Origin of the sequence: Flavobacterium tegetincola DSM 22377 (assembly GCF_000425485.1) — a bacterium.
Classification (GTDB): Bacteria; Bacteroidota; Bacteroidia; order Flavobacteriales; family Flavobacteriaceae; genus Flavobacterium; species Flavobacterium tegetincola.
Genome location: NZ_AUDN01000030.1, coordinates 17,340 through 37,686, shown reverse-complemented (window position 1 = coordinate 37,686; position 20,347 = coordinate 17,340). Strand labels below are relative to the sequence as shown.

General features: G+C 39.4%; 15 protein-coding genes. 1 reads left to right on the top strand and 14 read right to left on the bottom strand.

What is annotated here, in order from left to right; all coding sequences use genetic code 11:
- Positions 1-210: 210 nt before the first annotated feature.
- The 10 genes from H602_RS0108890 to H602_RS18535 all read right to left on the bottom strand — a co-directional run bounded on the left by H602_RS0108890 (position 211) and on the right by H602_RS18535 (position 11,079).
- On the bottom strand, positions 211-663 hold the full coding sequence (locus H602_RS0108890; protein ID WP_026977689.1) for an RCC1 domain-containing protein: 453 nt from the start codon (positions 661-663) through the stop codon (positions 211-213).
- Positions 664-771: 108 nt separating this feature from the next.
- A complete protein-coding gene (locus tag H602_RS0108885; RefSeq protein ID WP_169516029.1) occupies positions 772-1,788 on the bottom strand; it encodes a T9SS type A sorting domain-containing protein in 1,017 nt (338 codons plus the stop codon).
- Positions 1,789-1,809: 21 nt separating this feature from the next.
- Positions 1,810-3,192 (bottom strand): T9SS type A sorting domain-containing protein, encoded by a 1,383-nt coding sequence (locus H602_RS0108880; protein WP_026977687.1) that lies wholly within the window; start codon positions 3,190-3,192, stop codon positions 1,810-1,812.
- A 141-nt stretch (positions 3,193-3,333) separates the two neighbouring features.
- On the bottom strand, positions 3,334-4,491 hold the full coding sequence (locus tag H602_RS0108875) for a T9SS type A sorting domain-containing protein (RefSeq protein ID WP_026977686.1): 1,158 nt from the start codon (positions 4,489-4,491) through the stop codon (positions 3,334-3,336).
- Positions 4,492-4,495: 4 nt separating this feature from the next.
- The gene (locus H602_RS0108870; protein ID WP_084404230.1) at positions 4,496-5,140 is read right to left on the bottom strand and encodes a T9SS type A sorting domain-containing protein; all 645 of its coding nucleotides are present in this window, start codon (positions 5,138-5,140) and stop codon (positions 4,496-4,498) included.
- Positions 5,074-5,877, bottom strand: a complete 804-nt coding sequence (locus H602_RS0108865; RefSeq protein WP_026977684.1) for an RCC1 domain-containing protein — start codon at positions 5,875-5,877, stop codon at positions 5,074-5,076. The genes H602_RS0108870 and H602_RS0108865 overlap by 67 nt, the downstream gene beginning before the upstream one ends.
- Before the next feature lie 70 nt (positions 5,878-5,947).
- The gene (locus H602_RS0108860) at positions 5,948-7,327 is read right to left on the bottom strand and encodes a T9SS type A sorting domain-containing protein (protein ID WP_026977683.1); all 1,380 of its coding nucleotides are present in this window, start codon (positions 7,325-7,327) and stop codon (positions 5,948-5,950) included.
- A gap of 126 nt (positions 7,328-7,453) precedes the next feature.
- Positions 7,454-8,857 (bottom strand): T9SS type A sorting domain-containing protein, encoded by a 1,404-nt coding sequence (locus tag H602_RS0108855; RefSeq protein ID WP_026977682.1) that lies wholly within the window; start codon positions 8,855-8,857, stop codon positions 7,454-7,456.
- Positions 8,858-8,913: 56 nt separating this feature from the next.
- Positions 8,914-10,686, bottom strand: coding sequence for a T9SS type A sorting domain-containing protein (locus tag H602_RS0108850; RefSeq protein WP_026977681.1), 1,773 nt, complete (start codon positions 10,684-10,686; stop codon positions 8,914-8,916).
- Positions 10,687-10,728: 42 nt separating this feature from the next.
- Complete coding sequence (locus tag H602_RS18535; RefSeq protein WP_245574936.1) at positions 10,729-11,079, bottom strand: T9SS type A sorting domain-containing protein; 351 nt, start codon at positions 11,077-11,079, stop codon at positions 10,729-10,731.
- A gap of 115 nt (positions 11,080-11,194) precedes the next feature.
- On the opposite strand from H602_RS18535, the gene H602_RS18530 reads away from it, so the two are divergent.
- Positions 11,195-11,398 (top strand): hypothetical protein, encoded by a 204-nt coding sequence (locus H602_RS18530; RefSeq protein ID WP_035759277.1) that lies wholly within the window; start codon positions 11,195-11,197, stop codon positions 11,396-11,398.
- Here the strand turns inward: H602_RS18530 and H602_RS18525 are convergent.
- The 4 genes from H602_RS18525 to H602_RS0108830 form a co-directional block, all read right to left on the bottom strand.
- Positions 11,395-12,093 (bottom strand): RCC1 domain-containing protein, encoded by a 699-nt coding sequence (locus H602_RS18525; RefSeq protein WP_035759275.1) that lies wholly within the window; start codon positions 12,091-12,093, stop codon positions 11,395-11,397. The genes H602_RS18530 and H602_RS18525 overlap by 4 nt on opposite strands.
- A gap of 42 nt (positions 12,094-12,135) precedes the next feature.
- The gene (locus tag H602_RS18520; protein WP_051224335.1) at positions 12,136-13,500 is read right to left on the bottom strand and encodes a T9SS type A sorting domain-containing protein; all 1,365 of its coding nucleotides are present in this window, start codon (positions 13,498-13,500) and stop codon (positions 12,136-12,138) included.
- A 104-nt stretch (positions 13,501-13,604) separates the two neighbouring features.
- The gene (locus H602_RS18515; protein WP_051224332.1) at positions 13,605-14,969 is read right to left on the bottom strand and encodes a T9SS type A sorting domain-containing protein; all 1,365 of its coding nucleotides are present in this window, start codon (positions 14,967-14,969) and stop codon (positions 13,605-13,607) included.
- 75 nt (positions 14,970-15,044) lie between these two features.
- Positions 15,045-20,090 carry a PKD domain-containing protein gene (locus tag H602_RS0108830; RefSeq protein WP_026977680.1) on the bottom strand — a complete coding sequence of 1,682 codons (5,046 nt, stop codon included), beginning with the start codon at positions 20,088-20,090 and terminating at the stop codon, positions 15,045-15,047.
- Between the last annotated feature and the right edge of the window lie 257 nt (positions 20,091-20,347).

Genomic DNA, 20,347 nt, shown 5'->3' with positions numbered 1-20,347 from the left:
GGCAACCTGCATACGATATTGGTTTTTGATACCAGAGGTCCACCGGCTTGGTATCTTGGCGTTAGCCAAAAGGCAAAGTCCCACCAAAATTAACTTGGAATGGGTAAGGGCACTGTGCTCAAAAGTGAAGGTAAACACTAAAAAATGATCCAGATTTTACTGCATAAAAAAAGAGGATCATCTAATCCTCTTGATATTCTTCAAAACGCTTTACGATAACTCCATAAGTGTTGACGGCATGTAATCGGTTCCGTTCAACACAGGGTTCATTGTTCGTTCTCCGAACGCAACGAAACCTTGGCTGTTAGCTGTAGTTATTTGTTGAAAAGTCTTAAAATATTGTGCGGTTGCATTCACCCCTAGCGAGCCATTCAGATTGCTACCTGCTCCCCAAAGGGTACCATCGATTTTAATAACAAAAGTATTAATAACACCAACGTAATAACTCTGAATATTTGTAATTGAAGTTATTTGACCAGGATTTGGTTGTGTAAAATTGGTATTGGCTAACTGGCCCCAGTCGGCCATGCCCCAACCCCAAAGTGTACCGTCTGATTTTAAACCAATTGTGTGAGTACCACCAAATTTTAAATTTTCATAACATTGCGCATTAGAAAAGAGTGTGGAAAGTGATAATAATGCACTAAGTAAAAGTTTTTTCATATTGTAGTTATTTAAAAAAGAGGCAGGCAGCGCCTGCCTCTTGGGTTAGATTCCTCATTCCTCCCGAAGTTTCGGGAGAGTATGCTAGGAAAGGGTAAGTTACTTAAATTATTTAATAATTAATTTTTGTTGATATAATATTTGATTTTCGTTTCTGATTGCTACCATATAAACGCCAGCAACATAAGTGCTAATGTTTAGCGTAGCAGTACCTTGTGCACCAACCAATGCTTTTTGGCTCAACAAACGCCCCATTAAATCGTACAATTCCACCGTTGCATTTGATACGACTAAATCATACTTTACTTGAACCGTGCCAGAGGCTGGATTTGGATAGAGCGTACAATTTTTAGAAATAGCTGTGTTTGTGTTATCGGTATCTTCCACGTTATTTTTCCTGTATTGTTCGTTTTCGCAATACGGAATTTTAATTGGAAACATATATTCACAATCAATCATTCCCTCTTTTTCAGGGATTTGGCCGTGTATTCTCAAGGTGGTAGTTCCTCCCATAAATGGACTTTGAGGAATCATTGTTATTTGAATTACATTCGGTCCGTAATTGAGCGTAAAAGTTCCAGGAATTATTAAAACATGGTTTAACGGATCACTAATAGTGGCTTGAAACGGCTGAAGTGAATTACTAAAAATAACTAGTGTTTGTGTAAATGCGCAGTATGGAGCTTCAACCTTTTTGAAGTCCTCAATCTTGACGCCTTTTATTTCGCAATCACCACACCTATTATTTGAAAAACTCAATACTCCCGAATCTAAATCACATGTTCCTGTATTGATCGTCATCGAATAATTGCCATTTGAATACAAAGTGAAAGGACTTTCAAAACCACTTCCTGAAGAAACGGATTGCCCATTGTTGTTCCAACTCCAATTTTGTAGTGGTAATAAAGGCCCTATTAGATAATTTCCTTTTCTGATACAGTCTGTATAGCAACCTGTAGGAAATATCCACATATAGTTTTCAGGACTTTTTGGCACATCAATTTGTTTAGTAAATGAGCAGCCTCCTCCAGTACTTGCAGTAACACTAAAAGCACCGCCATCATTTACAGTAATGCTGTTGCCTACTTCGCCGTTGCTCCAATTGTAATGTTGTAACTTTTCCATTGCTAATGAATTTCTCATTATCTACTGCTTCACAAACTTCAGAGTTGTTGAATTCCCTGAATTATTCACCAAATTCAACAAATAAACTCCAGAACTGAAACTACTGCAATCAATATTATTACCTACTGTAAGTGCGCCTTCACTAATTTTAACTCCTAAGATAGAATAGATTTGGTACTGTACTGTTTCTTGATTGTCGATAAACAAGCGATTTTGAACAGGATTTGGATACAATTTCACCTCAGCCGATTTCTCAAAAGTAGGAGTAGATAAACTAGTTACACAAATGTTGGGGGTGAGTTGTGGTGAAGTGTAATAGCCAGGGTTATAATCCGTGCCATTTCCAAACTCACCATTATAATTTCTACCCCAGTAATAAACTGATCCATCTGTTTTAGTAGCCATTGTAGTAATAAAATTGCGTGCTTGTACCGTATCCCAATTGGTATCCGTTCCTATCTGTACAGGAATATAATGAGTTGTTGTTGTACCATCTGCTAAATCACCATATGGATTGTAGCCCCATGCCCAAAGAGTACCATTTTCTTTAACTCCAAAAGAAGTAGAACCACCTGCTGAAAAATTTTTCCATATTTCAGTTGCAATCTGGGTTGGGATAATGCCAGGGTTAACATTCTCGCCTACTCCTCTTGCCGCGCCAGAACCCCACGACCATAATGTTCCATCAGCTTTCTGCGCTAATATATGTGAACCTCCAACACTCATCCTAGCCCAAGTATTTACATTTGTAATTTGGGTAGGAGTTGATAGTGAATATACACTAGATGCAGCCACTAACAATGATCCTGTATTTGCCCCCCAACCCCAGATTGTGCCATCCGCTTTCAACGCAAAAGCTGTTCGTCCTGTACTGGTGGCAACATCAATCCAATCAGTTGCTGTACCTACTTGTATTGGAGAAAGTTGTGACTCTGATGAAGGGGGATTACCAGTTTGATTGTTGTCGTCTTGACCCCATGCCCAAATTGTACCATCGGCTTTTAAAGCTAAGGTAAAAAGATAGGAAGGAGCTACTTTTAACCAATCGGTAGCTGTTGTGATTTGTTGAAAAGTTAGGAAATATTCTGCAGAGGAATTCACTCCCAAAGAACCATTCAAATTACTACCCACACCCCAAAGTGTGCCGTCATTTTTTATAGCAAAGGTATTTTGAATACCAGGAAAAACTTTACTCCAACTCGTCAGAGCACTTACCTGAATGGGATTAGGCTCTGTAAAATTAGTTGTTGCTAATTGACGCCAATCTCCTTGGCCCCAACCCCAAAGGGTGCCATCGGATTTTATACCCACGGTATGCGTGCCTCCGAAAGTGAGCGATTCATAACATTGGGCATGGCTAGTGGTTGCAATTGCTGTTAAAATTAAAAGTAGTATTTTTTTCATAATAGGTAAATTTAAAAAAGAGGCAGGCAGCGCCTGCCTCTTGGGTTAGAATCCTCACCCCTCCCGATAGCTATCGGGACTCTCCGAAGGAGGGGAGTTAGGATTGGATAGATTAAATGCAATTTACTTAAATTACATTAATTATTCAATGATTAATTTTTGTTGGTATAAAATTTGGTTCTCGTCGCGCACCAGCACAATATACATTCCAGTGGCAAGGTTACTCGTATTGATTGTTGTAGTTCCTTGTGAAGTACTCAATGCCTGCTGCGTAATTAAGCGTCCCGTCAATTCATATACTTCTAAAGTGCTGTTGGCTACACCCAAATCATACTGCAATTGTACGCTGCCTTTGGCAAGATTGGGGTATAAAGTGCAACTTGGGAGGCTCGCTCTTTCGGAGGTAGTATCAGTCGAATTTCCCGTTTTCGCAACTTGTACGCCCTCACAAAATGGAATAGTAATTGGGAATATATATTCGCAATCTACAAATCCTTCTTTTTCAGGGATTAGACCATGAATACGCAAGGTAGTACCCCCGCCTATAAAGGGACTTTGTGCGATGAGTGTTACCTGTATAATGTTGGCTCCAGGGTTTAAAGTGAATGCTCCAGGCACTACCGCTACGTGATTGGCTGGATCACTAATAGTCGCTTGAAAAGGTTGACTTGCTCCACTAATCACCACTAGTGTTTGTATAAAAGCACAATATTGGGCTTCGACTTTTTTGATTTCCTCGATTTTGACGTCTTCAATTTTGCAATCCCCACACGTGTTATTTGAAAAACTCAACAGTCCCGACTCTAAATCACATGTTCCTGTATTGATCGTCATCGAATAATTGCCATTTGAATACAAAGTGAAAGGACTTTCAAAACCACTTCCAGAAGAAACGGATTGCCCATTGTTGTTCCAACTCCAATTGTGCAGTGGCAATAAAGGCCCTATTAAATAATTTCCTTTTCTGATACAGTCTGTATAGCAACCTGTAGGAAATATCCACATATAGTTTTCAGGACTTTTTGGCACATCAATTTGTTTAGTAAATGAGCAGCCTCCTCCAGTACTTGCAGTAACACTAAAAGCACCGCCATCATTTACAGTAATGCTGTTGCCCACTGCGCCGTTGCTCCAGTTGTAATGTACAGGATCTGAACTATTCGTTACAGCATTGGCAGTGATTACTACTTTATATGGGTCACAAGAAATGGCAACATCAACCTGTATGTCCAGAACTGCTTCTTCGACCGTAATGGTATGGCTTGCAGTATTAGAACAAACGCCATCATTTACGATCATCTTATTACTGTTTTATGAATTTCTGAATACTTGAATTCCCTGAGCTGTTCGTCAAATTCAACAAGTAAACACCATTTATCAGGTTACTGCAATCAATATTACTACCTACTGCAAGTGTTCCTTCGCTAATCTTAACTCCTAAAATAGAGTAGATTTGATAGGTTTGAGTTTCTTGGATATTGATAAACAAACGATTTTGTGCTGGGTTAGGGTAGACTCTAAGTTCAGTTTGCTCAAAAGTAGGAGTAGATAAACTAGTTACACAAATATTAGGCGTTAATTGAGGAGAAGTAAAGAAATAATCAATATAATCTGTGCCATTACCAAACTCACCGAAATAATTATTACCCCAATAATAAACACTTCCGTCAGTTTTAGTAGCCATAGAAGTAGAGTAGATACCTGCTTGAACAGTGTCCCAGTTCGTCTCGGTTCCTATTTGAATAGGCAAATAATGAGTTGTAGTCGTTTCATCCGCTAATTCGCCGTTGGTATTGAATCCCCATGCCCACAGGGTTCCATCTTCTTTGATACCAAAAGAAGTTAGGCCTCCCGCTGAAAAATTTTTCCATAGATCGGTACCTATTTGATGAGGGGTCGTGCCAGAATACACATCCTCACCAATTCCTCTTGCTGGCCCCCCCCCCATGTCCACAACGTTCCGTCAGCTTTTTGAGCCAAAATATGTGCTCCGCCAACACTCATTTTTATCCAATTAGTGACAGTTGTAATTTGGGTAGGTGTTGATAAGGAGGACACACTGGATGCTGCTATTAATAGATAGTTTGCATTGAAACCCCAGCCCCAAAGCGTCCCGTCAGCTTTCAGTGCGAAAGCAGTTGAATTTGTATTGGCTGCAATGTCTATCCAATCGTTTGTCGTACCCACTTGTATGGGTACAAGTTGGGATTGGGAGGCAGGCGGATTTCCAGTTTGGTTGTAGTCGTCTTGACCCCATGCCCAAATGGTACCATCTGTTTTTAGAGCCAAGGTAAAGTATGGGGAAGCAGATACTTTTAGCCAATTAGTAGCCGTTGTGATTTGCTGAAACGCAGCAAAAATTTCTGCTGTGGCATTGACTCCTAAAGAGCCATCTAAATTACTACCCGTTCCCCAAAGGGTCCCGTCATTTTTAATAATAAAAGTATTAAGTACACCTGGATAAAAATTTTGAATATTAGATATTGAATTAATTTGAATCGGATTCGGTTCGGTCCAATTAACAGTTGCTAGCTCACCTTCATAAGCCCGACCCCAGCCCCAAAGTGTTCCGTCTGCTTTTATACCAATTGTATGACTCCCTCCAAATTTTAAATTTTCATAACATTGCGCATTAGAAAGGAGTGTGGAAAGTGATAATAATGTAATAAATAAAAGTTTTTTCATGATAAAAAAGGTTGTAGGTTGTAAGTTATAGGTTGAGCAACATAATCGTAAGTTTAAAGTTCGTAAAAAGTTATTGTTTGACAAACTTCACCGCTGATACTTTCCCAAAACTATCCGTTATGTTCAACAAATAAACACCACTTGTTAAGTTACTACAATCAATGCTATTCCCTACAGAAAGTACTCCTTCACTAATCTTTACTCCTAAAATTGAATAGATTTGATAGGTTTGCGTTTCTTGTGTAGCAATAAACAAATCATTTTGCACTGGATTGGGGTAAACCTTTAGTGCAGTTTGCTCAAATGTGGATGTGGCTAATGTATTGACGCAAATGTTGGGGGTTAATTGAGGAGAAGTAAAGAAATAATCAATATAATCTGTGCCGTTACCAAACTCACCGTAATAATTATTACCCCAATAATAAATGCTTCCGTCCGTTTTAGTAGCCATAGAAGTAGAGTAGTTTCGAGACTGTACCGTATCCCAATTGGTATCAGTTCCTATTTGAACCGGAACATACTGCGTAGTTGACGTGCCATCTGCTAACTCACCATTTATATTATAGCCCCATGCCCACAGCGTACCGTTTTCTTTAACTCCAAAAGAAGCAGAACCACCTGCTGAAAAATTTTTCCATATTTCAGTTCCAATTAGTGTTGGGGTAATGCCCGGATTAACATTCTCGCCTACCCCTCTTGCCGCGCCAGAACCCCACGACCATAATGTTCCATCAGCTTTCTGCGCTAATATATGTGAACCTCCTACACTCATCCTAGCCCAAGTATTTACATTAGTAATTTGTGTAGGCGTTGATAGTGAATATACACTAGACGCAGCCACTAACAATGATCCTGTATTTGCCCCCCAACCCCAGATTGTGCCATCCGCTTTCAACGCAAAAGCTGTTTCACCTGTACTTGTAGCTATATCAATCCAATCCGTTGCGGTGCCTACTTGAATAGGTGATATCTGCTGTTCAGAAGAAGGAGAGTTTCCAGTTTGATTGTAGTTATCTTGACCCCATGCCCAAATTGTCCCATTTGATTTTAAAGCTAAGGTAAAAAGATAGGAAGGAGCTACTTTTAACCAATTAGTAGCCGTAGTGATTTGTTGAAAGGTGCTAAAATTTTGCGTGGTAGAATTTACACCTAATGAGCCAAGTTCATTACTTCCAATTCCCCAAAGCGTACCATCATCTTTTATACCAAATGTATTTTGTACACCGGTATAAATTTTATCCCAACTAAATAAGTTACTAACTTGAATAGGATTTGGCTCAGTAGTATTAAGAGTTCCCAACTGACCATAATGCCCTAAGCCCCAACCCCAAAGTGTACCATCTGTATTTAAACCTATTGTATGGGCACCGCCAAAAGAGAGCGATTCGTAACACTGGGCATTCGCAAAGATTGTAGTTAGTAAAAATGCACTAAGTAAAAGTTTTTTCATGATGTGTAATTTAAAAAAGAGGCAGGCTTTGCCTGCCTCTTGGATTAGAATCCTCACCCAACCCCTCCAAAGGAGAGGGAGCTAGGATTGGATAGATTAAATGCAATTTACTTAAAATTAAATTAATTATTTAATGACTAATTTTTGTTGGTATAAGATTTGATTTTCGTTTCTGATTGCTACAATATACACACCTGCAGCATAAGTACTGATGTTTAGCGTAGCGGTACCTTGTGCATCAACCAATGCTTTTTGACTCAACAAACGCCCCATTAAATCGTACAATTCTACCGTTGCATTTGATACACTTAAATCATACTGTACTTGAACCGTACCAGAGGCTGGATTTGGATACATTTTCACCTCAGCCGATTTCTCAAAAGTAGGAGTAGATAAACTAGTTACACAAATATTAGGCGTTAATTGAGGAGAAGTAAAGAAATAATCAATATAATCTGTGCCATTACCAAACTCACCGAAATAATTATTACCCCAATAATAAACACTTCCGTCAGTTTTAGTAGCCATAGAAGTTGAGTATATACCTCCGTTAACAGTGTCCCAGTTGGTATCGGTTCCTATTTGAACAGGTAAATAATGAGTTGTATTTGTTCCATCGGCTAATTCACCATTAGTATTATATCCCCATGCCCATAGCGTACCGTTTTCTTTAACTCCAAAAGAAGTAGAACCACCTGCTGAAAAACTTTTCCATATTTCATTTCCAATTTGAGTTGGAGTAATGCCAGGGTTAACATTCTCGCCTACCCCTCTTGCGGCGCCAGACCCCCAAGACCATAATATTCCATCTGCTTTTTGAGCTAAAATATGCACACCTCCCACACTTATTTTACTCCAGTTAGTGGCGGTTGTAATTTGAGTAGGTGTTGATAAGGAATACACGCTAGATGCAGCCACTAACAATGATCCTGTATTTGCTCCCCAACCCCAAAGTGTGCTATTTGCTTTTAAAGCAAAAGCTGTTTCACCTGTACTTGTAGCTATGTCAACCCAATCCATTGCTGTACCTACTTGTATGGGAACAAGTTGTGACTCTGATGAAGGGGGATTCCCAGTTTGATTATTGTCGTCTTGACCCCATGACCAAATAGTTCCATCTGATTTTAAAGCTAACGTGAAATAAAGTGAAGGGGCTACCTTTAACCAATTGTTACTTGTAGTAATTTGCTGAAAATTTGTGAAACTTTGTGTAGTTGAATTTACACCCAACGAACCGAGTTGATTACTACCGACACCCCACAGTGTACCATCATTTTTTATTATGAATGTATTGAGTACACCTGGGTATAAATTTTTAATATTAGAGATTGAATTGATTTGAATCGGATTCGGTTCGGTCCAATTAACAGTTGCTAGCTCACCTTCATAGGCCCGACCCCAGCCCCAAAGTGTTCCGTCTGCTTTGACACCAATTGTATGGCTTCCTCCAAATTTTAAGCTTTCATAACATTGGGCATTAGAAAAGAGTGTGGAAAGTGATAATAATGTAATAAGTAAAAGTTTTTTCATGATAAAAAAGGTTGTAGGTTGTAAGTTGTAGGTTATAGGTTATAGGTTGAGCGACATTATTGTTTCACAAACTTCATAGTAGTACTTAAGCCATTATTGTTAATTAAATTCAACAAATACACTCCACTTGTTAAGTTACTACAATCAATACTAGAACCCACCGATAGAACTCCTTCACTAATTTTAGATCCAAGAATAGAATAAACCTGATACTTTTGAACTTCTTGTGTATTGATGAATAAATGGTTAAGCACTGGGTTAGGATACAAAATAGTTGCTTTTTTATCAAATACAGTAGCTCCTAAAAAATCACAACTAGCACTCCCGAATTTAGCCACGAAGAAATCGTCACTACCTCCCACATTGGTAATCGAACCACCAAAACCACTCATGGTAGATTGAAATGAACCACCAATTAAATAATTGCCTACATTATCGGAAAGTATACGTTGTCCGTAATCCGAAGAAACACTATTAGCTGTTAAATAGTGATTAGCAATTATGGCACCTGTGTTTTTATTAAAACGAATGATAAAAGGATACTGTCCATCTCCACCGTTGTTTGGGTAAATAAAATTAATACCTTGCCAAATAAATGAATGAGAATAACCTGTAATGGCAACTTCATTTCCATTAATAGCAATACCTTTTGCATTTCCTACACTACTACTATTGGTTTGCCAAATGGTATTTCCCATTGTATCCATTTTGACAACGTACATAAATGTTCCAGAATTATTAGCTGGTACCACAAATTGTTGCCCATTCCAACCATCTATTACATTGGGCCCTTCAAGCGGACTGCTATATAAAGTAGTTCCAGTAAGATACAAATCATTATTTGCGTCAAATGTTACATCAAAGTCTTGTACTTCCCATGGTGTATTCCCATTGTTTGTACGTGTCCATAAAAAAGCTCCCGTACTATCAAAGGCTGCTAGATATTTGCTATGAGCCATCAGTTGTCCTCCAATAGTTATAGTTCCCTCTTCGGCTAATGAACTAAACCCGCCCACAATATAGTAATTGCCATTAATATGATTTCGTGTAAATCGGAAATCGTTATAACCAGTGGTTACAATGTCAATAGGAAGACCGCTAACAAAGTTACCCTCTGAATCATATTTCAAGATATGGTGCGTTACTCCTGGACTTGTTACGGTATAATTGCCATTGGCATAAACACCCGGAGATAAATAGACATACCAATAAGAATTTCCCAAGCCATCCACTTGTAGATTTTTAGACGAGTTTTGACTAATTGATGTTACATTAGTTACATCATCAGGTTGTGGCATACGCAACCACTTGAACGTACCAATACTGTCGTATTTAATTAGAAACATGGATTTTTTGTATTGATTTACACTTTGGAGCGCTGCAGGAAGAATGGTGTCCGTATCAAAATGTGCTTGATAGGCTGTTGTTGTGGTTCCAAAATCAGTGACTCCAACGGTTATTGTACCCGCTGCATACACATTTCCTTCTGCATCCGTACCTACATCTTGGATTTTATCAGTATTATAACCACCGATTGTTTTACTCCACCGGTACGTACCATCACAAGAAAAACTAGCAATGGCAATATCAGAGGAGGGATATTGTACCGAGTAACCGGTCTTTAAGTTACCATCAATATTAATGTTAGACGAACTTACTAGGGAAGCTACGGTAACATTTCCATTAGGGTCCACACACATCGATACTACTTTTTCATTTCCATTGGGTGGTGGTAATACACTACCTCCGCGTTTAGCCCATTGCCACGTTTGGGCTTGAACACTTAATGTTGCCAAAAATAGTAGGGTATAAAGTAATTTTTTTTTCATAATAAAAAAGGTTGTAAGTTGTAGGTTATAGGTTGAGCGACATTATTGTTTCACAAACTTCATAGTAGTACTTAAGCCATTATTGTTAATTAAATTCAACAAATACACTCCACTTGTTAAGTTACTACAATCAATACTAGAACCCACCGATAGTACTCCCTCACTAATTTTAACTCCTAAAATAGAATAGATTTGATAGGTTTGCGTTTCTTGGGCGTTGATAAATAACTTATTTTGTACTGGATTGGGATAAATAGCTACTTTACTTTTAGTAAAACCGTCAATACCCAAGGTACAAGTAGTAATAACCTGAGGAAGATAACTTTCCGTATACGTACCATTACCTAAATTCCCCCAATAATTAGTACCCCAAGAATATAGTGAGCCATCCATTTTTACTGCAGAGGAAGAATTAAAACTGGTAGATATCCCTTTCCAATCGCTGGTAGAGGTGATTTGAGTAGGGACTAAAAGGTCAGTTTGGGTACCATTTCCTAAATTGCCAAACATGTTTCGACCCCAAGCATATAACGAACCATCGGTTTTTAAGCCAAAAGAAGAAAAGGAATCTGCTTCAACAGTTCCCCAATCTGTAGCGGTACCGATTTGTGCGGGAAGAAAGATGCCAGTTGTACTGCCATTTCCTAATTTACCATTAGCCCCCCCACCCCAAGCCCAAAGAGTATTATTCGTTTTGAGAGCTAAAAATTAACCGTTGCCTGCTGCGGTTTCTTTCCAATCTGTATCGGTACCCACTTGAGTAGGCACGGTAATGTGGGTGACATTCGACCCCATGCCTGTCACGCCTAAGGCAGGACTGTTAAAACCCCAAACCCAAAGCGTACCGTCTTCTTTGATGGCTATACTTCGGCTTAAGTTGCAGCTAATCGATTTCCAATTGGTAGCAGTACTTATTTGCGTAGGCACTAATCTGTCTATAAATGTTCCATCACCTATATTTCCATCTTGGTTATCTCCCCAAGCCCATAACGTACCATCTGATTTAATACCCACGCTCTGATGATAACCTGCCTTAACCATTTTCCAAGTACTGGTGCCTATTTGAACAGGTGTAGTACTAAATGCAGTAGTACCTGTTCCAAGATTTCCATAATAATTACTTCCCCAAGCCCATAAGGCTCCCGATTGTTTTAAAGCAAAGCTATAGGCTATCCCTGCACTTATTTCCTTCCAATCGGTAGCGGTACTGATTTGTACCGGACTTAATACATTAGCGGTCGAAGCATTTCCAACATTGCCAGAGTCGCCATTAAAACCCCAAGCCCATAAGGTTCCATCCGTCTGAATGCCTAGAGAATGTTTTTCTCCAACTGCAACGGTTTTCCAGCATTGGGCATAGCTAGTGGTTGCAATTGCTGTTAAAATTAAAAGTAGTATTTTTTTCATAATAAAAAAGGTTGTAAGTTGTAGGTTATAGGTTGAGCAACATTATTGTTTCACAAACTTGAGGGTTGATACTTTCCCAAAACTATCCGTTATGTTCAACAAATAAACACCACTTGTTAAGTTACTACAATCAATACTATTTCCTACAGAAAGTACTCCCTCACTTATTTTAGCTCCTAAAATAGAGTAGATTTGATAGGTTTGTGTTTCTTGAGTATTGATAAACAAATCACTTTGTACTGGATTGGGATAAATACTAACTTTACTTTTAGTAAAATCTTCAATACCCAAGCTACAAGTAGTAATAACTTGGGGAAGGTAACTTTCCGTATACGTTCCATCTCCCAAATTGCCATATTGGTTTCCACCCCAAGAATATAGCGAGCCATCTATTTTTACTGCAGATGTTGAAATTACACTAGTAGATATCCCTTTCCAATCGCTAGAGGTTGTGATTTGTGTAGGGACTAAAAGATCGGTTTGAGTACCGTCTCCTAAATTGCCAAACATATTGCGACCCCAAGCATATAACGAGCCATCCGTTTTTAAGCCAAAAGAAGAAAAAGAATCTGCTTCAACAGTTTCCCAATCGGAAGCGGTACCGATTTGTGCGGGAAGAAAGATGCTAGGGGTACTGCCATTTCCTAATTTACCATTAGCCCCCCCACCCCAAGCCCAAAGGGTATGGTCATTTTTTAAAGCTAAAAAGTAACCATTACCCGCTACTGCAGTGTCCCAGTTAGTATCGGTACCCACTTGCATAGGCACAGTGATGTGGGTTACATTCGACCCCATACCCGTTACGCCTAAGGCAGGACTGTTAAAACCCCAAACCCACAACGTACCGTCTTCTTTGATGGCTATACTTCGGCTTATGTTGCAACTAATCGATTTCCAATTAGTAGCAGTACTTATTTGCGTAGGTACTAATCTGTCTATAAATGTTCCATCACCAACAGTGGCTTTTTCATTACTTCCCCAAGCCCACAAAGTGTCATCTGATTTTATGCCTACACTATGATGATAACTTGCTTTGACCATTTTCCAAGTACTGGTACCTATTTGTACCGGTGTTGAACTTGGAGCAGTAGTTCCATTTCCCAGTCTACCATTAGCGTTATATCCCCATCCCCATAGTATACCTGATTCTTTTATTGCGAAGCTGTGAGCGGCCCCAGCACTTGTTTCTTTCCAGTCGGTAGCAGTACTAATTTGTACGGGGCTCAATACATTACTGTTAGCTCCATTACCAACCGTTCCTGCATCTCCATTAAAACCCCAACCCCATAGCGTACCATCGGTTTGAATACCTACAGAATGGCGTTCGCCAACCAAAACTGTTTTCCAGCATTGGGCGTTACCAATTAAAGTAGTTATTATTAAAACTGTAAGTAGAATTTTTTTCATAATGTTATCGATTTAAATCCTCACCCCAACCCTATGCCTCCCCAACCCCTCCAAAGGAGGGGCTTCAATAGGGAGGTATAAGGAGTTAGAAGGTGGGATAAATATTATTTCTTTAAAAACTTTACAGTATTTGTTTTCCCAAAACTATCCGTTATGTTCAACAAATAAACGCCAGAACTTAAATCATTACAATCAATGCTATTTCCTACAGAAAGTACTCCCTCACTTATTTTTACTCCTAAAATAGAATAGATGTGATAGATTTGGGTTTCTTGGGTGTTAATAAATAATTGATTTTGCACAGGATTGGGGTAAATAGTAGCTTTATTGTTATTAAAGTTTTCTGTTCCTAATTCGCAAGTGGTTATGAGTTCTGGACTGTAATGATCATCATAGGTATCGTCTCCTAAATTCCCCCAAAAGTTACTACCCCAAGTGAATAAAGAACCATCTGTTTTTACTGCAGCACTAGAAACAAAACTGGTGGATATACCTTTCCAATCGCTGGTGGTTGTGATAGGAGTAGGAACTAAAAGATCGGTTTGCGTACCATCTCCTAAATTACCCCACATGTTTCGACCCCAAGCATATAACGAACCATCTGTTTTTAATCCAAAAGAAGAAAAAGCGTCTGCTTCTACACTTTCCCAGTCTGTAGCAGTACCTATTTGTGTGGGAAAAGGCATAGATGTAGTACTGCCATTTCCTAGGCACCCATTAGCCCCACCGCCCCATGCCCATAAAGTATGGTCATTTTTTAAAGCTAAGAAGTAACCATTACCTGCAACTGCGATTTCCCAGTCGGTAGCGTTACCCACTTGTGTGGGAACCGTAATGTAGGTAGTACCAGAGCCCATACCAACCACTCCCAAATTAGGGCTGTTAAAGCCCCAAACCCAGAGTGTACCGTCTTCTTTTACAGCTATATTTCGGCTTGAATTGCAACTCACCATTTTCCAATTGATAGCAGTACTAATTTGCGTAGGAACCAATTTATCTACAAATGTTCCATCACCCAATGTAGCTTTTTCATTACTTCCCCAAGTCCACAACGTACCGTTTGTTTGTATACCCACACTATGGTCACTACCTGCTTTAACCATTTTCCAAGTACTAGTGCTTATTTGAATGGGGGTTGAACTTGAGGTAGTTGTTCCATTCCCCAGTCTACCATTAGCATTATTTCCCCATCCCCAAAGTGTGCCTGATAGTTTTAATGCGAAGCTGTGTGAAACTCCTGCATTAATTTCCTTCCAGTCTGTAGCTGTACTGATTTGTACCGGGCTTACTACTTGGAAATTGGAACCATTTCCAACCCTACCGCCATCCCCGTTTAACCCCCAACCCCATAACGTTCCATCCGTTTGGATACCATTTGAATGTTGTTCGCCAACTGAAACGGTTTTCCAACATTGGGCATTACCAATTAAAGTAGTTATTATTAAAACTGTAAGTAGAATTTTTTTCATAATGTTATCGATTTAAATCCTCACCCCGACCCTCTCCAAAGGAGAGGGAGGTAGGATTGGATAAATTTAAGTGTTTTATTGTAGTACTTGCAATTTTCGTTGCATTAAAATTGTACCTCCTTGTCGGAGTACCACTACATACACGCCTGTTGCCATTGGAGCTAAATCCAATTCCCAAACGCCTTGTGTGGCAGTTGCTTCAAAATTTGCAATCAAACGCCCTGTTAAGTCGTAGACTTCTACTTGGCTGTTGCTTTGCTCGGTTTCAAAACGAATGTTCACTTGGTTCGTGGCAGGGTTCGGATACAAGGTTATGTTTCCTTTTGCCGCTAAGTCTTGAATGTCCACATTTGTTTCCGTTCCAGTTCTAGCTTGAGCGGTGTTACAAGAAGGTACATTAAGCGTAAATGGTGTTGCACAGTTGATGATCTCCTCTTTTACAATAGTACCGATGAGAGACATGTTTACAGTTCCGCCTAAAAAGCCGTTGATCGGTAAAATAGTAGACGTGTAGAGATGTGTACCATTTGCCACGTTTATACTTCCTGGCATCACAATTAAATCAGTAGTATTACTTACGATGGAAGCTTGAAAGGAAGGATTTGAGTTCGTTATTTCAAGCGTTAGTGTGGATGCGCAAAAGGGTGATCCGTTTAAAATTATTTTTTTGACTTTTACACCCACTTTACAATCCGCACAAGTGCTCGCCGACAACGACATGGACTCACTGGTATAGTTGCATAAACCTGTATTGAGTTGCAGGTTATACGTGCCTGATTGTGTTAAAGGCAGACTAGCAGGTACCGAATTCGTTCCGCTTAATAAAGGCGATTGATTTAACAACCAACTCCACGCATTAACGGGAAGTGTAGGTCCCAATAGAGAAGCTACTTCGTCCTTACACTTGCTGTAGCATCCTGTAGGGAATACCCACATATAGGCTTTTGGACTTTTAGGCACATATACTTGTGCAGCAGTCGAGCAGTTCAACGCATTACTAAAAGTGACCATGTAAGCTCCTCCTTGATTAACTGTAATGGTATTGGAACCGTCTGGATTTGAAACGCCAACTTGTCCATTGCTCCAATTGTACGTCCCGATTCCTGGTGCGTAAGCTGTCAGTTTTATGGTATAGCTTTGACAGTTTACCAGTACGGGAGTACTGATTACAACCGCTGCTGGAACGGAGATAACTTCAAAAGACTGTGTAGCTTCTTTGTCGCATCCATTAGCGGTTACTTTTACGGAAACTTCGTACGTCCCTGCACTTAAATTGGGCAAACTAATGGAAGTTTCACCGTTCAAGGCGGTATTTGGAATGCCGTCAATAGTCCATTGGATATCTATTGCATTGGTAGTGACGCTAAAACTAGCGCTATCTCCTTCACATAGTGTGGTAGGCCCATTTAAAGTCAGACTCGGCAGTGGTGTAAAAATTGGACTGATTACATTTGGACTTGTGTATTCGCAAGTACCGTTGAAAACTTTAACGGTATAAAATCCGGGCGTGTATGCCAAATACGTGCTCGCTGTTTCACCTTGTATCACCACATTGTCTTTCATCCATATATAATTCGTCACGCCGCATTCTGTCGGTAAGGTTCCTGGGCTGTATGACAAAAGTAGTGGAGTTCCTTTACAGACAGTAGCATCCGGTGGAGTGGAGGTAAGGGTTCCAGAGAAACACTTGTTTGGAATCGTAACGAGGGCAGTTAAAGTTCTTGTACATCCGTACTTGTTTTTTATATTTAAAGTTACCATTACTTGTGAACCTGCAAATGAAGCGTCAAACAGTCTTAAAGGTTTAGGATTGGTATTGGTAACTGGATCGATAATACCAGGATTCGGGTTTTCAAAAGTCCATAAAAAAGTATATCCAAGGTTATCTGTGCCCTGCACCCCAAACTCTACTGCTGTATCAAAACAAAGCGGTTGCTGAAAATCTATACTCAACCCATTCATACTAGTCAATTCGATTGAATTAATTGTTGAGCATACAGTTTGCCAGACTCCGTTTATTTTGCCTCTAATGGATTGGCGGAAATAATGCGTTCCTGGGGCAAGTGGTAAGTTTGTTATGTTTTGGGTAGCACTCCAGTTGGAAAGTACTGTTATAAGCGTACCTGAACTGGTAACCCGTTCGTACTTGAATTGGGGAGTGGTTACTGTTCCTAAAAAGTTTGAATAATTGGTAAGCGTTACTAAATAATTATCAACATTATCGGAGGAATTACAAGTTGCATTAATTTTAAAGTCTGCTACGTAAGGTACAGTTACCGTACGTGATTCCGAAATTGTACACTGCGTGCCTGTGGTGCTTATGTAAGTCACTTTATAAAAAACGTGGTATATTCCCGCTTTAGCAGCCGATAATACATATAGGTTGGTACTTTGGTTTCCAGGAACATCAAGTAAAGAAACACCTGGGCCGATAATTGTAAACCGAACCGCGGTAGGTGTGCCTGTATAAGATCCAGTTAAAGTAATAGTGCCACATGCATTAGTGGCAGTAAAGGTAAGTTGAGGATTTGATGCAATGGTACATGGAGGTAGTGGACCACAATCTTGATAAATGTATAGATTATTGGATTTTGTACTGCATCCATTTTTAGTAGCCACAAAAAAGTAGTTTCCAAAGGTAAACCCTCCAGCATAAGTCACATTGAGTGATGGACCAGTTTGTACTTGCGTTCCCGTAGCTACGTCCACACCATAATACCATGCAATAGTTGAACCTGTGGTTACACTTGCTGTAAGGGTAGCATTAATTTGATATTCATAACAAAATGTGTTTCCTCCAGTGCTGTAAGAAGCTGTAGCGCTGGGACCGGGTGTTATGACGTAATTACTGGAAGCAGTTAGCGTTCCTGCACAGTTATTTGCGTTGACAATTGTTGCCGTAACGGTGTAGCCTATATTGGCTCCAGAACCATTTTCGAACGGATGTTGAATTGAAATCGCTCCTGGATTACCTAATTGTGTTTCTCCATTTCCAAAATCCCACTGAATAGTAGCTCCGACAAGAGGTATTGTTGAATCCACGGTAAATAACAATTGGTTCCCACTACATACCGTTGCATTATTAGTAATACTTATAGATGGAATTGGCGACACAATCACTAACTTGGAGATGGTTTTAATGGTGGTGCATTTTTTAATGACCAATTCTAAATGATAGTTTTGTGGACCCGTGACATTGTTCCATAACACTTCTACAGTTGCCGTTCCTTGACCAGAAGTAATACTTCCCGCCGTTGAAGGATTCACGCTCCATTCAAACGTGCTCGCATTGTTTGTATTAACATAGATACCTCCAGTTGTATTCACTGCATTGTACGTAAAAAAATTATTACTACACGCGCTCATTTGAGTAACTACTGCAGTTGTATTAGAAATGTCAGCATCAATAGTCAATTGAGTCACATTTATAACGGTAAAAGGCGAGGAACAGTTTGATGGGGATTGCTGTATTTTTCTGACTTTTAGTTGACTGTTGCCTTGAAAAATGACATTAATTTCACTGCCTGTACTGCTTCCTATAATTGTTGCATTACTGTCTACAATCCATTCGTACTGATCATTTGGTGCTGGATTGGCAACAGAGTAGGTATATGGTGCATTTAGACAAACAATTGTCGTTAATGGCGTAGTAAGTACAGGCGCTTGTAGAGCTGGTGCAACATTTATATTTTTGGTTTGACCCTCACAAATTCCACTACCTGAAACAGTGAGCGTATAATTTCCTACTGCTGTAAACGAGTAGGAAAAACTATTGCCAAACGTAACTGGTGTAATAATTGTTCCACTAACGCTTCTTAAAGTCCAATTTACATTGTTTCCTGATACAGTGGTATAAGTAGTAGCCGTTCCTAGACAAACCGCACTTTCTCCATTAAAAGGTTCAGGGCTGCTTACATTTATGGTTAAAGTTGCTTTTCCACCACAATGCACAAGCGTATTGTTATAAAGTGCCACTAACGTAATGGTACCTGCTTGTAAAGGAGTAAGAACAATTTCATTACGCTGATCGGTTTGAATTATTGTGCCAAAGTTGCCACTGGTATTACCAACAATATGCCACTCAATATCAGTTGTGGGCCACGGCGGTAGTTTATAATTGCCTTGTTGTCCTAGACATAGTGAAGTGTTGCCCGTAATGGTTCCTACACTTTTAATTACTGGAATTTTAGCTGTTGTGGGAAATACGCAAGGTAAGGAACATTGACTTGGAGTAAAAGTGATGTACCCAAAGCCATTTTGATCGACTTGGTCCCAGATTACATTGACCGTAGGTGCATGATCTGAACCAACGATGGTACCACCTATAACACTCCAGTTAAAGCCACCGCAAGCGCTAGTTGCTTCTGCTGGTAAGGAATAGGTAACTGTTTGTTTTTCACATACAATACTTGCACAGATAATATCAAATCCTTTTTTGTCAATAATGACTCTTGTTTTAGTAGTACTCGTGCAATTGCATTGATTAGTCACTTTCAATTGTACATAATAGGTACCTGGATTGTCGTAGCTGTGACTGGCTAATTGGCCGTCCCAAACATCTCCATCACCGAAATCCCAAAGATAGCTGACGATGGCGCTTGAGCCGTTTGGATTAGATAAATCATTAAAACTGATTTGTTGATTTGCACAGGCATAGATGGTTTGATTTACCGTAAATGGAGTAGAGTCAAACGCTGCTGAAGGTCCTTGGATAATGTTTATAGGTAATGAATTGGTTAATATGCCCGTTGGTGTAGTTATAGTAAATGTTACATTAGCAGTACCTATACCCGTCCAATTGACTGTTACACTTTGATTAGTTTCAAGACTTTTTGTACCACCGCTTACAGTCCACACGGTGGTCGAACCAGTAGGAAGTGGCGAAAGTGTATACTTTACAGAACTATTTCTACACACTTTAATATGTTCGTTCACTTGAATCTGTTCAATGAAAACTTCTTTACGGTCTTCGGAATAATCTTGGCAGCCGACGCTTATGTTCCAACCTATAGTAACGCCAGACGAACTCTGTGCCTGACTCTTTAAAATACCTCCTAGTAGTAAGGTAAATAGCGTTAAAACAAAAAACATTTTTTGTTTTGTTAGGGATTTTTGATTCATAATATAAATGGTTTTATTGGTTACTTTGTTTTTTCTACGAATCGTAGCACTTTGCTTTTAATGTGTAAAATGCAAACTATTTGTTAAAATTTTATGATTTCAAATTTAGGAGTATCGTTTTGATTGCTGTGCTACATTTTATGTCAGTTGTGTTAAAAAAAATCCGTTGCGAGAATTTCGCAACGGATTTTTTGTCAATTAAACACAAGTAAGTCGAAAGTTTAAATGTCCTAAAGTCAAAAGAAATACTAAAATAT